This is a genomic window from Lentzea sp. NBRC 102530 (assembly GCF_030269365.1).
GTDB lineage: Bacteria > Actinomycetota > Actinomycetes > Mycobacteriales > Pseudonocardiaceae > Lentzea.
This window is the reverse complement of the sequence record NZ_BSTF01000019.1, coordinates 15,937-29,679: the sequence shown is the minus strand read 5'-3', so window position 1 is coordinate 29,679 and position 13,743 is coordinate 15,937. Positions and strand designations below refer to the sequence as shown.

Annotated in this window: 18 protein-coding genes; 2 read left to right on the top strand and 16 right to left on the bottom strand. The window is 66.6% G+C overall.

Annotation, left to right across the window (positions count from 1 at the left end; all coding sequences use genetic code 11):
• Positions 1 to 42: 42 nt before the first annotated feature.
• The 4 genes from QSK25_RS37285 to QSK25_RS37270 all read right to left on the bottom strand — a co-directional run bounded on the left by QSK25_RS37285 (position 43) and on the right by QSK25_RS37270 (position 4,330).
• Positions 43 to 1,092 carry a 2-oxoacid:ferredoxin oxidoreductase subunit beta gene (locus tag QSK25_RS37285; protein WP_285645426.1) on the bottom strand — a complete coding sequence of 350 codons (1,050 nt, stop codon included), beginning with the start codon at positions 1,090 to 1,092 and terminating at the stop codon, positions 43 to 45.
• Positions 1,089 to 2,927: a 2-oxoacid:acceptor oxidoreductase subunit alpha gene (locus QSK25_RS37280; RefSeq protein ID WP_285645424.1), complete on the bottom strand. Its 1,839-nt coding sequence runs from the start codon at positions 2,925 to 2,927 to the stop codon at positions 1,089 to 1,091. The genes QSK25_RS37285 and QSK25_RS37280 overlap by 4 nt, the downstream gene beginning before the upstream one ends.
• 211 nt (positions 2,928 to 3,138) lie before the next feature.
• Positions 3,139 to 3,879 carry an enoyl-CoA hydratase gene (locus QSK25_RS37275; protein WP_285645422.1) on the bottom strand — a complete coding sequence of 247 codons (741 nt, stop codon included), beginning with the start codon at positions 3,877 to 3,879 and terminating at the stop codon, positions 3,139 to 3,141.
• A gap of 10 nt (positions 3,880 to 3,889) precedes the next feature.
• Positions 3,890 to 4,330, bottom strand: coding sequence for an Lrp/AsnC family transcriptional regulator (locus QSK25_RS37270; RefSeq protein ID WP_089915782.1), 441 nt, complete (start codon positions 4,328 to 4,330; stop codon positions 3,890 to 3,892).
• A 75-nt stretch (positions 4,331 to 4,405) separates the two neighbouring features.
• Here QSK25_RS37270 and ddaH point away from each other — a divergent pair, with 75 nt between their 5' ends.
• Positions 4,406 to 5,290, top strand: a complete 885-nt coding sequence (gene ddaH, locus QSK25_RS37265; RefSeq protein WP_352236794.1) for a dimethylargininase — start codon at positions 4,406 to 4,408, stop codon at positions 5,288 to 5,290.
• A gap of 211 nt (positions 5,291 to 5,501) precedes the next feature.
• Here the strand turns inward: ddaH and QSK25_RS37260 are convergent, their stop codons facing one another.
• The 12 genes from QSK25_RS37260 to QSK25_RS37205 form a co-directional block, all read right to left on the bottom strand.
• Entirely contained in the window at positions 5,502 to 7,049 is a 1,548-nt protein-coding gene (locus QSK25_RS37260; RefSeq protein WP_285645420.1) for a tyrosine-type recombinase/integrase, read from the bottom strand.
• Positions 7,046 to 7,249, bottom strand: coding sequence for a helix-turn-helix transcriptional regulator (locus tag QSK25_RS37255; RefSeq protein WP_253322583.1), 204 nt, complete (start codon positions 7,247 to 7,249; stop codon positions 7,046 to 7,048). The genes QSK25_RS37260 and QSK25_RS37255 overlap by 4 nt, the downstream gene beginning before the upstream one ends.
• Positions 7,233 to 8,579 (bottom strand): replication initiator, encoded by a 1,347-nt coding sequence (locus tag QSK25_RS37250; RefSeq protein ID WP_285645419.1) that lies wholly within the window; start codon positions 8,577 to 8,579, stop codon positions 7,233 to 7,235. The genes QSK25_RS37255 and QSK25_RS37250 overlap by 17 nt, the downstream gene beginning before the upstream one ends.
• An 83-nt stretch (positions 8,580 to 8,662) precedes the next feature.
• The gene (locus QSK25_RS37245; protein ID WP_285645418.1) at positions 8,663 to 9,454 is read right to left on the bottom strand and encodes a hypothetical protein; all 792 of its coding nucleotides are present in this window, start codon (positions 9,452 to 9,454) and stop codon (positions 8,663 to 8,665) included.
• 8 nt (positions 9,455 to 9,462) lie between these two features.
• Entirely contained in the window at positions 9,463 to 9,648 is a 186-nt protein-coding gene (locus QSK25_RS37240; RefSeq protein WP_285645415.1) for a hypothetical protein, read from the bottom strand.
• Positions 9,648 to 9,974: a WhiB family transcriptional regulator gene (locus tag QSK25_RS37235; RefSeq protein ID WP_285645414.1), complete on the bottom strand. Its 327-nt coding sequence runs from the start codon at positions 9,972 to 9,974 to the stop codon at positions 9,648 to 9,650. Before QSK25_RS37235 ends, QSK25_RS37240 begins: the two co-directional genes overlap by 1 nt.
• Positions 9,971 to 10,432, bottom strand: coding sequence for a hypothetical protein (locus tag QSK25_RS37230; protein WP_285645413.1), 462 nt, complete (start codon positions 10,430 to 10,432; stop codon positions 9,971 to 9,973). The genes QSK25_RS37235 and QSK25_RS37230 overlap by 4 nt, the downstream gene beginning before the upstream one ends.
• Positions 10,433 to 10,480: 48 nt before the next feature.
• Positions 10,481 to 11,851 carry an FtsK/SpoIIIE domain-containing protein gene (locus QSK25_RS37225; RefSeq protein ID WP_285645410.1) on the bottom strand — a complete coding sequence of 457 codons (1,371 nt, stop codon included), beginning with the start codon at positions 11,849 to 11,851 and terminating at the stop codon, positions 10,481 to 10,483.
• Between the two features lie 79 nt (positions 11,852 to 11,930).
• Positions 11,931 to 12,116 carry a hypothetical protein gene (locus QSK25_RS37220; RefSeq protein ID WP_285645409.1) on the bottom strand — a complete coding sequence of 62 codons (186 nt, stop codon included), beginning with the start codon at positions 12,114 to 12,116 and terminating at the stop codon, positions 11,931 to 11,933.
• A 3-nt stretch (positions 12,117 to 12,119) separates the two neighbouring features.
• Complete coding sequence (locus QSK25_RS37215; RefSeq protein WP_253322591.1) at positions 12,120 to 12,386, bottom strand: hypothetical protein; 267 nt, start codon at positions 12,384 to 12,386, stop codon at positions 12,120 to 12,122.
• On the bottom strand, positions 12,383 to 12,595 hold the full coding sequence (locus QSK25_RS37210) for a hypothetical protein (protein WP_285645408.1): 213 nt from the start codon (positions 12,593 to 12,595) through the stop codon (positions 12,383 to 12,385). Before QSK25_RS37210 ends, QSK25_RS37215 begins: the two co-directional genes overlap by 4 nt.
• 194 nt (positions 12,596 to 12,789) lie before the next feature.
• Positions 12,790 to 13,179, bottom strand: coding sequence for a hypothetical protein (locus tag QSK25_RS37205; protein WP_253322593.1), 390 nt, complete (start codon positions 13,177 to 13,179; stop codon positions 12,790 to 12,792).
• A gap of 117 nt (positions 13,180 to 13,296) precedes the next feature.
• On the opposite strand from QSK25_RS37205, the gene QSK25_RS37200 reads away from it, so the two are divergent.
• Positions 13,297 to 13,665 (top strand): GntR family transcriptional regulator, encoded by a 369-nt coding sequence (locus tag QSK25_RS37200; RefSeq protein WP_285645407.1) that lies wholly within the window; start codon positions 13,297 to 13,299, stop codon positions 13,663 to 13,665.
• Positions 13,666 to 13,743 lie beyond the last annotated feature (78 nt).

The window sequence follows — 13,743 nt, the reverse complement described above, 5'->3', positions numbered from 1 at the left end:
CCCGACCGAACGTTCGGTCGAGGGCCTGCTCCGTCGTGTCTGCTAGCCGACCACGGTCCAGGTGTCCTTGCCGTGCAACAGCTTGCTCAGGTCCGCGGCCTTGGCGTTCTTGGCCTCGCTGACCTGCGCGCGCACGCCGTCGTCGTACGTCGCACGGTCCGCACGGCGGAACACGCCCGTGACGGTGTGCGTGAGGTCCTGCGTCGACAGCCGCGAGAGCGCGAACGACAGGTTCAGGTCCGACGCGTCGTGCACCACGATCTCGCTCGCGTCCACGTCCGCGGACTTCGCGACCGCGAGCCCGAAGCCCTCGCGCACCACGCAGTACTCGCCCTCACGGCCGAAGCGGATCGGCTCGCCGTCCACGACGTTGATGATCCGCCGCTGCGCCTCGTCCGCGTCCTTCAGCACGTCGAACGCGCCGTCGTTGAAGATCGGGCAGTTCTGGTAGATCTCGACGAGCGCCGAACCGCGGTGCTCCGCGGCCTGCCGCAGCACCGAGGTCAGCCCGGCCTTGTCCGAGTCGAGCGCCCGGCCCACGAACGAGGCCTCCGCGCCCAGCGCCAGCGACACCGGGTTGAACGGGTGGTCGACCGAGCCGATCGGCGTCGACTTGGTGACCTTGCCCGGCTCCGAGGTCGGCGAGTACTGACCCTTGGTGAGGCCGTAGATCCGGTTGTTGAACAGCAGGATCTTGAGGTTCACGTTGCGCCGCAACGTGTGGATCAGGTGGTTGCCGCCGATGGACAGCGCGTCGCCGTCACCGGTCACCACCCACACGCTGAGGTCCGGCCGCGCCACGGCGAGACCCGTCGCGATGGCCGGCGCACGGCCGTGGATGGAGTGCATGCCGTACGTGTTCATGTAGTACGGGAAGCGGGACGAGCACCCGATGCCCGAGACGAACACGATGTTCTCGCGCTTGAGACCGAGCGACGGCAGGAACGACTGCATGGTGTTGAGCACGATGTAGTCGCCGCAGCCGGGGCACCAGCGGACTTCCTGGTCCGACTTGTAGTCCCTGGCCGACTGCTTCTCGTCGGTGGTGGGAACCCCCGTCAAGCCGGGCAGACCGATGTCAATCGCGGTCACGCCGACACCCCCTTGATCACGTCAGCGAGCACGTCCTGCAGCTCTTCGGCCTTGAAGGGCAGGCCCTGCACCTTGGTGTACGACTGCACGTCCACGAGGTACTTCGCCCTCAGGAGCAACGCCAGCTGGCCGAGGTTCATTTCCGGCACGATGACCTTCTCGTACGACTTCAGCACGTCACCCAGGTTCTTGGGGAACGGGTTGAGGTGCCGCAGGTGCGCGTGCGCGACCGGCAGGCCGAGCTTGCGGACCCTGCGGGCGGCCGCACCGATCGGGCCGTAGGACGAACCCCAGCCCACGACGAGGACCTTCGCGTTGCCGTCCGGGTCGTCGACCACGACGTCCGGCACCTCGATGCCGTCGATCTTGGCCTGGCGCAGGCGAACCATCTTGTCGTGGTTCTCCGGGTCGTACGAGATGTTGCCGGTGACGTCCTGCTTCTCCAGGCCGCCGATGCGGTGCTGGAGACCGGGCGTGCCGGGCACGGCCCACGGACGTGCCAGCGTCTCCGGGTCGCGCGAGTACGGCTGGAAGTTCTCCGGGTCCGTCGCGAACTCGACCGTGAGGTCCGGCAGCGTCTCGACGTCCGGGATCATCCACGGCTCGGAGCCGTTCGCGATCGCGCCGTCGGACAGGAACAGCACCGGCGTGCGGTACTGCAGCGCGATCCTGGTCGCGTCGACCACGGCGTCGAAGCAGTCCGAGGGGGACTGCGGCGCCACGATCGGCACCGGCGACTCGCCGTTGCGGCCGAACATCGCCTGCAGCAGGTCGGCCTGCTCGGTCTTCGTCGGCAGACCGGTGGACGGGCCACCGCGCTGCACGTCGATCACGAGCAGCGGCAGTTCGGTCATCACGCCGAGGCCGATGGTCTCGGACTTGAGCGCGATGCCGGGACCGGACGTCGACGTCACGCCGATCGCGCCGCCGTAGGACGCGCCGAGGGCGATGCCGATGCCCGCGATCTCGTCCTCGGCCTGCACCGTGGTGATGTCGAAGTTCTTGTGCTTGCTCAGCTCGTGCAGGATGTCCGACGCCGGCGTGATCGGGTACGTGCCGAGCACGACCGGCAGCTTCGACAGCTGCGCGGCCGCGACGATGCCGTACGCCGTCGCGGTGTTGCCGGTGATCTGGCGGTACGTGCCGACGTTCAGCTTCGCCGGCGCCACCTCGTAGGTGACGGCGAAGGCCTCGGTCGTCTCGCCGTAGTTCCAGCCGGCGCGGAACGCCAGGACGTTGGCCTCGGCGATGTCCGGCTTCTTCGCGAACTTCTCGCGCAGGAACCGTTCCGTGCCCTCGGTGGGCCGGTGGTACATCCACGACAGCAGGCCGAGCGCGAACATGTTCTTCGCGCGTTCGGCGTCCTTCTTGCCGAGACCGGTCTCCTCGAGCGCCCCGATGGTCAAGGTCGCCATGGCGATCTTGTGCACCTGGAACTTCTCGAGCGAGTCGTCTTCCAGCGGGTTCGAGTCGTAGCCGACCTTGGTCAGGTTCCGCTTCGAGAACTCGTCGGTGTTGACGATGAGGATGCCGCCGTCCGGCAGTTCGCCCACGTTCGCCTTGAGCGCCGCGGGGTTCATCGCGACGAGGACGTCGGGACGGTCGCCGGGCGTCAGGATGTCGTAGTCGGCGAAGTGCAGCTGGAACGACGACACACCGGGCAGCGTGCCCTGTGGTGCGCGGATCTCGGCGGGGAAGTTGGGCTGGGTGGCGAGGTCGTTGCCGAACGCCGCCGCTTCCGACGTGAACCGGTCTCCGGTGAGCTGCATGCCGTCACCGGAGTCTCCGGCGAAGCGGATCACGACGCGATCCAGCTTGCGAGTCTCAGTGCTCATTCCTACGCCGATACCTCTCTCCAAGGGTGGCCGTGCCCCACCACGAGGGTAGTCGCCAGGACCGCCTGCGAGACGGGCCGTGTACCACCAGGCGAGACGAACTGTCCCATCTGCCGCAACGAGTCCTTGACCGAACGGTAAGCACAGCCCTACCAGCGGATACCTGAATGCGGCAGACGTCACCCTCGTTATCTGTTACCCAAGGTAACACCTACCGCCCGCTGATCCGAGCCTTCATCGCGGCAAGCCTCGCAGCGAACTCTGGAGTGTCGATCGAAGCGACCTGTGGTTCCAGTTCGGCCTCGACCGCATCAGCGTGGACCTGCATTGCATCGGTCTTCCGCATGGTGGCCTTGATGGTCCGCACGAGTGCAGCTGGAGCCTCACCGGCGGCCTTGGCCAACTCCTTCGCCACTGCCAGTGGGTCTTCGGCCTTCGCGTAGGCGAGCCCGTGCGCAACGGCCTGGTCGGCGTCCAGGATCTGCCCGAAGAGCGTCATGGCCGTGGCGACCTGGGGGTTCGTGAGTCGTTGCAACATCCACGTCATGCCGCCGCCGGGGTGAATGCCGAGCTGCAGGAACCGCGCGTCGAACCGTGCCCTGGGCCCGGCGACCCGCACGTCCGCGGCCAGCGCCAGGTTGAGCCCGGCCCCGACCGCGGCCCCGTTCACCGCCGCGATCGTGGGAATCGTGGCGTTCTTCACCGCGAGGAACCCCTTGTAGATGTTCCGCAGTCCTTCGTCCTTGGAGTTCCCGAGCTGCGTGAGGTCGGCCCCCGCGCAGAACGTCGGCGGCGCCCCCGTGACGATCAGCGCGTTGGCGTTCCGCTGCGCCTCCTCGACCTTGTCCGCCAGCTCCTGCGACAGGTCGATCGTCAGCGCGTTCCGCCGCTCCGGATCGTTGATCGTGATCACCGCGACGGCCTCTTCGAACTCCAGCAGCACCTCAGCCATGCCGCGGACTCTAGGGTGCGATCGGCCGGTCCAGGAGCCGGGACAGCACCACAGTCGACACCGTCCGGTCGATGATCTCCACGGCCCGCAGCCGCTCCAGCGCCGTCTCCAGGTGGTGGATGTCCGCCGCCCGCAGGTGCACGATCGCGTCCGCCGCCCCCGACACCGTGTAGGCCGCGCTGACCTCGGCCATCGGCTCGAGGCGGTGCTGGATGTCGTGCGGAGCGACGTTCCCCTTGCAGTGCACCTCGACGAACGCCTCCGTCCCCCACCCGAGCGCCTCCGGGTCCACCACCGCCGTGAACCCCCTCAACACCCCCGTGTCCAGCAGTTTGTCCACCCGCCGCTTCACCGCCGGAGCGCTCAGCCCCACCTCTTTCCCGATCTCCGCGTAGCTGGAACGAGCGTTGGCCATGAGGCACGAAATGATTCGCTGGTCGATGCTGTCCACACGCAACATTCTGCCCTAGTTGACGCAATGTCGCGGCGTTGATCGATGGTCCAGCTGCCGTTTACATTTCGATCCATGACCGTATCCATCTCCGGGCCAGGCGAGCCGATCACTCTCGACATCGCCGCACCCATCGCGCCGACGCGCGTGCCGACCACCCGTCGGTACCTGATGTGCCCGCCGACGTACTTCACGGTGGAGTACGCCATCAACCCGTGGATGGATCCCACCCGGCCCACCAGCACGTCCCTTGCCGTGGAGCAGTGGACGGCGCTGAAGGAGACCTACGAACGCCTGGGCCACGAGGTCCACGTGATCGAGCCCGTCCCGGGCCTGCCCGACATGGTCTTCTCCGCCAACAGCGGCACCGTCATCGACGGCAAGGTCCTGGGCTCCCGCTTTCGCGCCGAGCAGCGCTCCGCCGAAGCCGACCACTTCCGCCGCTGGTTCCTCGGCTCCGGCTACAACTCGGTCGTCATGCCCACCGCCGTCAACGAGGCGGAGGGCGACTTCACCTGGACCGGCTCCTTGTTGTTGGCCGGCACGGGCTTCCGCACCGACCCGGGTGCCCACTCCGAGGCCCAAGAGGTCCTGGGCGTCCCCGTGGTCTCCCTGCAACTGGTCGACCCGCGCTTCTACCACCTCGACGTGGCCCTCTTCATGCTCGACGACCAGTCCCCGACCCCGCAGGTCGCCTACTACCCGGAGGCCTTCTCGCCGGGCTCGCAGCAGGTCCTGCGCCGCCTCTTCCCGGACGCCGTGATCGCCAACGACGACGACGCCGTCTGCCTGGGCCTCAACGCCGTCTCCGACGGCAAGCACGTCGTCATGCCGGTGGAGGCCACCAACCTGGCCGAGCAGGTGGCGCGCCGCGGCTTCGAGCCCGTGTTCGTCGACATCTCGGAGCTGCGCAAGTCGGGCGGCGGCCCGAAGTGCTGCACGATGGAACTGCGCGGCTAGACCTCGCCCACGCAGCCATCTGGATCTGCGCTGGTTGGAACCCCGAAATGGGCTCTGACCAGCGCTGATCTGTTTCTGGCGAGCAGAGGCGTCCGTCACTGACCGGCACTGAACGACGGCTGTTGTCACGCTCTACGGGACAGTCACGGGACAGAAAAGGCCCCCGGCAATGATCACCGGGGGCTTTCTGAGCTGCACGAACATCATACCGCTAGCGCCCGGCAATCAGCCCGGCAATGCCGTCGTCACCCTCGTCCCAGTCCGGGATCAGGTGCTTGAACCGCTCCGGCGCGCGGTGCGCCAAGTCGCGCAGCATCCGCCGTTCGTCCTTGGACAGGCTCAGCCAGGCTTCCAACTGCTCCCAGTCCGACTCCGATTGAGTCCGGGCCACAGGCTCTCTCAACGTGCCGTCGATCTTGTCGTTCGAGGTGCCCAACTGGCCGTCCAGCACCCGCGCGTAGACCTTCAACAGGACCTCGACCGTGTGCCCCGCCCGCTCAGCGACCTCAGCCGCGGGAACGCCGGCCGCCAACCAGGTCGACACCGCAGCGTGCCGGAGGTCGTACGGGTCCTCACCCAACGGCGAGGTGTACTGCTCCGGACTCAGCCCGAGCTTGCGAGCCCGGTCCCAGGCATCCGTGTAGACCGTGGCGTTGATCGGCCCGCCGCTGATCGTTCCGCGGAACAGCCGTCCGTCCTCCGTCACGCAGAATCGCTCGATGTGCGACCGGAGGAGCTGCACGAGAGCAGGAGGGATCGGAACCCGCCGGATCGAGCCTTGAGCCCGCCGCTTGAGGTTCCGGATCTCCCAGGTCTCGCCGGAGTCCGTGTACCGGGCGTTCGCACGTGATGCGGACTTCTCCAGCAGGAGTTCACCCCAGCCGGATTCAGGCAGCTTGCAGTCCTGCTCCCGCAGCCGGTTGACCTCGGCCGGCCGTAGCGCGCCGTAGTACATCGTCGCGAAGAACGCGTGCAGGTAGTCGTACTGGCCGGTGCTCGTGCCCGAGTAGGTCAGCGCGGCGAGCACCTGACGAGCCTGCATCGGGTTGAGCACCACGCGCGGATCAACCTCGCTGTTGCCCCGTTCAATGGCGACCTTGGTTCGCGGGAGCGGGTTGACGTCGAGTGCCCCGGTGTCGATCCCGAAGTTCAGGACGTGATGTAGAACACCCCGACGCGTGCGGGTGGTCCAGGACGCCGCCGTCTTGCCGCCGAGGTTCCGAGACAGCGCCTGCAACAGCTTCTCCGCCTCGATCTTGTCCGCCAGGTCCCGAGCCGGACGCGACGCCCGCTCTATCCATCGCGCGGCCTTCTCCTCCTCAGGAGACAACTCACGCTCCCGCCGGTTCGTTGGCAGCAGGCAGGTCGTGAGGACCAGCCGAAGCAGCTTCTCGTCCGGAGCAGACTTGTCCGGCAGGACGTAGGCAGCGACCGCGACGGCCATCGTGTCGACGTGGCGCCGCCGGGTGTTCGGCGCCGAGTGCTGCCAGTGGTGATCGATGTACGCCTGGACCAGCACGAGCAGCGACTTCGCGTGGCGCTGCCGGTACTCAGACTCAGGCAGGCCCGAGACCACATCGAAGGGCTCACCCCGGCGAGCAGCCTGCATCAGGTCCGAGCGTCGGTTGTCCGCCTGTGTCTTGAGCGTGAACCACTCGGAGTGCTCTTGGCCCTCAGTGACCCACCGGACGCCGTAGGGCCGCCGTCGCGTTTTCTTGTGCTGGATGGCCCAGAACCGGACCTTGAACGTCGGCTTCATGCGGCCTCACTTCTCCGCTCACCGAGCCAGGCCCGGTAGTCCGACATCGCAACGCGGAGAGATCCGTTGGGCAGCAGGAAAGCCACAGGAGCCTTGCCGAGCTGCCGCCACCGGTAGAACGTGTCCGGGCTGATCTTCAGCAGCTTGCAGACCACGGCCACGGTCATCAGGTCTTCGTCTGGGTTAGGCAGCTCGGACATGGCTCTTCCCCTCCTGTTCGTACTTGCGCAGTCGTTGAGCTCGGACCCGTTCGGCAATGCCGGCCGCGAGTTCGCGTTCCGCGTCGTTGTCGTAGCCGGACCCGGCGTATTGCCAGTCGTTGACGACGACCACGGCCGCGGGATCGAGTTCGAGGCGTTCGAACATTTCGAGCGTCCGGAAGGTGCGGCGTTCTTCGCGGATGGCGCGGAACGTCGTGGAGTAGTGCTTGGACTTCGTGAGGAAGTGGCCGCGGAACCCGAGCATGTGTGCCCACTTCCGGAGGTTCAGTTCCTCGAAGTCGGCCAGGCCGCCGAGGTCCCACGCGGTCTGCACCATCCGCCGGTGGTGCTCGGAGATCTGGAGGATGTCGATGTCCAGCTGCGAGCGGATCGGCCGGTCCGCCGTGTCCTTCGCGCCCGTGCCCTTGGTGGCGTACTTGGCGACGTAGCCCGCCAACCGAGCCTCGCTGATCTCTCCGGACTCGTCCTCCACCTGGGAGCCGCGGATTCCCTTGGTGTCGACCTGTTCGCCCCAGAGCAGTCGCAGCGCCGAGCCGTCCGGCCGCGTGGTGTCGATCCGCACCGCCCGAGCCGCTGCCTTGATGCAGTCGCCGAGCAGTTCGGCCGTGGCCCATGTCGGGGTGGGGTCGTGAGGCCCGTCCGGTCCGTCGACGCGCACGACGGCGTGGAAGTGGACGAGGCCGCGCCGCTGGTATTCGGCGACCTTGGCGTAGGAGAGCCGGGCGTGGTGCTTGAACTCGGCGACCTTGAGGCCGGCCGCGCCAGCGAGCTTGCGGCGCAGGGCGATCGTGAACCGGTGCCACAGCTTCCCGGCGTGTGCCTGCCAGAGCACCGCGCCTCCGTAGTCGTAGGTGCCGGGGTCGACAGCACCGCCGATGCGCGGATCGTCGCCGTGATGCCATTCCCCGCAGCCGGTGCAGGGCCGGACCTTGCCGGTCGAGTTGGCCGGGCGGTTGTGGACCGGACCGAACGACGGTGCGGTGAGCGTCGCGAACACGCGCGGCTTCTCAGACACCGTCTCGGGAACGCCCTTGGAACCACCGGCCAAGCCCGCGTGCATCAGGTGGTAGGCGTCGGCCGCGTATCGGTCGGAGCAGGCCGGGCAGACTGACTCCCGGCGGTTGCCACACGGAACCATGACGTCTCCGCCAATGTGCTCGATCAGCCCGCCGTGGAGGTCTTGGAGCTGGAAGGCGCCGGACAACCGGATGGGCGCGGCACAGCCGCCAATCGCGGTGACCCGGTCTCGCCATGCCCGGAAGTCGACCGCCTTGACTCGCGCGGTGATGCGGTCTTCCAGAGTGAGCACGGTGGCCCTCCTTTCGTTGCGGGAAAACGAAAAAGGCGGGGCATGACCGGTGTTCTGGTCATGCCCCGCGTGGTTGAGATGGGTCAGGCTGCGAGTTGCGCAGCGAGCCGCGCGGCGTACTCCTCGGGCACGTTCAGCGCGTCTTGGATGTCTTGTGCGGTTAGGGATCGACCCTCCGCGTGAACCTCGTTCGCCTTGGCATCCAGTGCACCTTGCAGGTGTCCGGGAAGCCTCAGCGCGGTTCGAGTGGGTGCCGTCGGAGTGGCTGCGCTCGGCGCGGTGGACGTCGGAGCGGGAACGATCTCAGCCGCCTTGTCACGGGCGGCGTTGCAGCGTGCCTGGATCACCGGCATGACTTCGGCGAGCAGGAAGACCACGAGCGGGATCACGAGGTGCAGGAACACCATCCCGGCGTTGATCTGTCCGTCCGGAGGCCGCAGCGATGACCACACGTTGGTGATCAGCGTTGCGCCGAGCAGTACCCGCTTGAGCCACTTGACCGGCCGGTCATCGACCGCCAGGCCGTGAGCGAGCATCTGCGCTTCCCACCGCAGGAGCGTGATCAGGATTCCGGCGAAGGCCGGTTCCACCAGCCACGCGCCCCACCACATCGGGTCAGACGGCCCAAGATGCCCGGCGAGAAACGCTTGCACCCCGGTCGCGGTGAAGCCGAGTCCGCAGGTCAGGAAGCACCACATGGAGCGTGTGACCGAGACCCGGAACCGGTCCGCCTGCACAGCCGCCAGCAACGGGTTCGCCGTGAGCTGGTGGATGTCCTGCGCCTCATCGAGTTGTGCCCGCAGCCGTCGAACGGTTCGCGTCTCGCGCGATTCGTCGGACTCAGTTTCGTTGCCGTGCTTGGACTTCCCGGACACGTGGCCACCTACTCCCCGTGCGCTGCCTTGAGGAGCAGGCACCCCAGCCACAGCAGTTCGGCAGCGAGCACCAGGCACCCGACGATGCCGAACAGCAGGTACATGCAGACCAGGGAGGTCACCGCGGCGGTTGCCAGGTGCGCGAGGCGGACGAAGCCGCGGAGGTTCACCGGTACGGCGAGTACGAGCTTCATCAGGCCACGTCCTTTGCGTTCTTGGCGGGGTAGTGGATGCGGCGCCGATCAGCACCCGTGAGGCCACCAACGACACCGGAGGCGTTGGCCCGGAACCGGGGACTGGTGGCTTCCCAGTCGAGTTGGTCTTGGCAGCACTCGTCGATGACCGGACAGGACGCGCACACCTTCTTTGCGGCGGCGATTCGGCCGGCCGTGTCGAAAAGGCTCGGATCAGAGCCAGCACAGGCGGCCCGTTCACGCCAGGCGGGCGGTCCGTCAGTCGGTCCGAACAGGACCCGCATCAACACCCGGTAGCCAAAGGCTTCAGCGTCGTTGTTCGTCACGCCGCCACCGCCAGCCGGGGAGCGGACTTGCGTGCGGCCTGGACGACCTGGGCGACTTCATCGAAGGTGACCTGTTCCGGCGTGCACACGGCCAGCCGGAAGACCTTGGCGAGCACCGCCCCCGAGCCCGACTTGACCTTGCCGCCCAGCTCGACCACCGAGGCCGACGCAGCGAGCCCGAGCGTGACCCCGGAAGCAGTGCGGCCGGCCGCCGCGACGGAGAGGGTTCCGGCAGCCTGAAGGGTCCAGGTCAGCTCGACCCCGTGCAGCGAGGCTGCCCAGACCAGCAGATAGGCCAACCGATCTGGTGCGGTGCCGGAGGTGAATTCGGCGTGCACAGAGCCGGACGGCGTGGAGATGACCAAGCGGTCCGGCCGGGGCAGTCCGAGCGTGCGGATGTGGCCGCGGACCGCACGAAGCAGGCCGTCCAAACGGCGAGGAGCGTTGTTTTCGGGCATGGCAAGGCCTCCAAGATTAGTGGCGAAAAGTGTTGGGGTGAAAGAAAGTCAGGCGATCGAGCGAAGAGAACCGGTCTGGCCGTCGCGGACGAACTCCACGAGTTCGCGGATGTTCTCGTCAGTCGTGTAGGCCGCGCGGACCCGGCGGGGAACGCGTGAGCGTTCGTCGGTGCGGTAGCCGATGCCGGCCGTTTCGGGAATCGCGGGGATCTGGTCGGCGATCGCACCTCGTTCGCGTGCGCCTTCACCCAGCACCATGTCCGGGTGCGTCGGTGACGTGGTGCGCAGGCAGATGCGATTGGGGAACAGGTCCCGGATCGACAGCGTGTCTTTGTCCGGTTCCTGGATGTAGGCGTCTGCGACGTGCAGGGTTGCGCGACCCATCGAGGTACCCCGAGCCAGCAGGCCCGTGATCTGCCGGGCGTACTCGGGCCGGTAGGCGACCAACGAGCCGATCTCGTCCACGATCAGCAGGTTGAGCGGGTACTCACGCGACGGCTGGACCGACCGCAGCCCCGCCCGCTGCATCCGCTTCTGGGTGCGCTCCATGTCGTCCACCCACATCTCGATCAGCTCCAGACACTCGCCCGCGTCATCGGCGTAGCGGTTCTCCGTGATCGGCTTGATGGCGGCGAACTCCAGGTACTTCGGGTCGCACACCCACAGGCGGACGATGCCATCCCTGATCAGCGGGGCCATCGAGCGCAGCTTGGCGAACGCCAGCGAGTTCTTGCCCGACCCGGTCCCACCTGCAGTCAGGGTGTGCGTGCCCTGCACGGGTTCGGTCCAGTCGCCGCCGTACTCGTCCTCACCCAGCAGCACCGCCCGCAGATCCACGTCTTCGGAGTGTTCGGGCATGTCAGGCGCCGGGATGATCTCCGTGAACGGTTCGTTCCGCTGGACGACGAGCGCCACGTAACCGGGCTTCACCAGCTCGATAGCGACACGTTCAGCCTCCATCGCGTGCGCCAGCTCTTCGGCCTGGCGAGCGAAGTGCATCGGTGACTGGCCCTTGGCGAGCTTCACCAACACGGTGTCGATCGACGGCGAGTACGACCGGACACGCACCACGCGCGGGTAGTTCGTGACCTTCTTGCGGCGGTGCTCGGTTGTCAGCTTGTGCACGTCCATCAGGTCCCGCCAGCGCCCACCGACGTAGGCTCCGAACCACCGCCGCTGCCAGGCCCGCAGTGTGGGCGCGGCCAAGGTGTCGAACGAGTCCGGGTGACCCCGGTACCAAAGCCCGGTCGCACCAGCTGCGCCGCCGAGGACAAAGCCCGTGACGCTCGGGCCAAGCGTGCAGGCACCGGCCGCGACAGCGGACGGGGCGAGCATCCATTCCGGGTTCCTGGCCAGCCATCGTGCCGCGCGGAACTCGGCGGCCACGACGCGCTTGCTTGCGTTCCACTTCCAACCCATTGCAGTACTCCTCAGAGGAAGCGCGACGGCCGACCCTCGAACGTGTCGAAGATCGGCCGCCGCGTTGATCAGTGCGGATTCAGTTGTTGGGCAGTTGCCCGCGGGCGTAGGACGCTTCCGTGGTCAGGACGCTGACCGAGTGGACGAACCGGCGTCGCAGGTCCGTGAAGCCCTCCCGGCGAACCGGGATGCCGTCCATTGCCGTGCGGAGCTGCTTCATCGCCTGGTCCACGTTGGACACGGCATTGTCGAGCTGGTGAGACATCGATCAGGCTCCCCACTCCTTGGCCTTCAAATTGATCTCGTGCCGCTTGGCCTGCTCCCGCAGCGCGCTGAGGTCGTTCCGCGCGGTCCGCAGGTAGCCCTTGAGTTCGTCGGGTGTCGCGACCCGCCAGCCACCGGCCTTGCCGGGCTTCACGCTCATCCGGTTGATGAGCTTTTCCAGCGGCACCAACAACTCCTCGACGAAGTCCATCGCGCCGACGAACGAGCCGTACCGCTGTTGGGCGCGGTCGTTCAACATCTCTTGGATCAACTGACCAACCTCTCAGTCCTCAGGTCGCCGACGTAGATGAAGCGGTACAACGCTTGCTGCAACTCCAGGTGGTCCCGCCAGCTCTCGCCGACGCCCGGAAAGCCGTGCTTCGTAAGGACTTCCCCGACCTCATGAACGAGGCCGAACGTGAAGCGCGGGTCATCGCCGTCCGGATCAGCAAGTTCGATCGGGTACGAGCGCTCATCCATGCTGAAACTCCTTTCGGGAGGCACGGCAAACCCAGGAACGAAGACGCACCTGGATTCACCGAATCTCCCGGAGCACGTGAAATGCTCCGGATTTAGGCATGGTTCGACTCACTGTGTAATTCTCAAAGAACAAATGTGAGTGCCCTGGCCCGACTCGAAGCGGGCTACCGGCCTACCGGGCAGGGCTTGCGGGACTAAGCCGCGGGAGCGGACACGATGCGCGCCGCAGGGGTGAGGCCGTCCGCCTTGAACCACAGACCGGAGGCGGTGATCTTGCCGTCCTCCCCGCGCATCTCGTACGTGTTGATCACGGGGTTGATCAGCTCGACGTAGTCGCCTTCCTCGAAGCCCGCACCGGGGTCGCCGGGGAGGTTGACGCGGATCTCCTCGCCCTTCGTCTTGCGGCGCCCCTCAGTGGGGCGAGCCTTGGCGAACAGCACCACGACGAACTGCTCTTCGTTGGTGTTGCGGTCGACCACGGGAACGAGCTGGCCGCCGTCGAGTTCGCGCATCTTCACGCAGGGCGCTTCGGTGATCAGGAGCTTGTAGTGGGACAGGATCACGGGGATGTCGTTCAGGGCCATGTCTTACCTCCGGTGATGAGCAACTGATACATACCAATGTAGAGCAGTATGGATCGGATGGCATAGTCCAATCGGGTGATCTGTAGCAGTGTGGGTCAGTGAAGTTAGGCTGATGCCGTGAGCGACCAGCCAGGACTTGCCGCGTACCAGCGGGTTGTCGAAGCGGTGAAGAAGGACATCCGGTCCGGAGCCCTGGAAGTGGGCGCCCGTCTACCCGGTCACCGCAAACTCGCCGAGCAACACGGCGTCGCACTCGGGACCGCGCAGAAGGCTGTGCAGATCCTTGAGACCGAGGGCTGGGTGGTTTCGCAACCAGCCGTAGGCGTCTTCGTTCAAGAACCGCCGGCCGAGGATCGAAGCCCGGTCACGATCGAGACGGTCATTCGCCAGCTTGATCAATTGCAGGCGGCGGTCTTGCATCTGACTGAGCGTGTCGAGCAACTCGAAGCCGCCGACGACGTTCGATCTGTTCCACCTTCTCAGTGACCCTCGTTATGGCGAACTGCAACTGGCGCAGCCTGAGGCTGATGAATTCCAACTCATCCGGTGTTTCGTTCATGTACA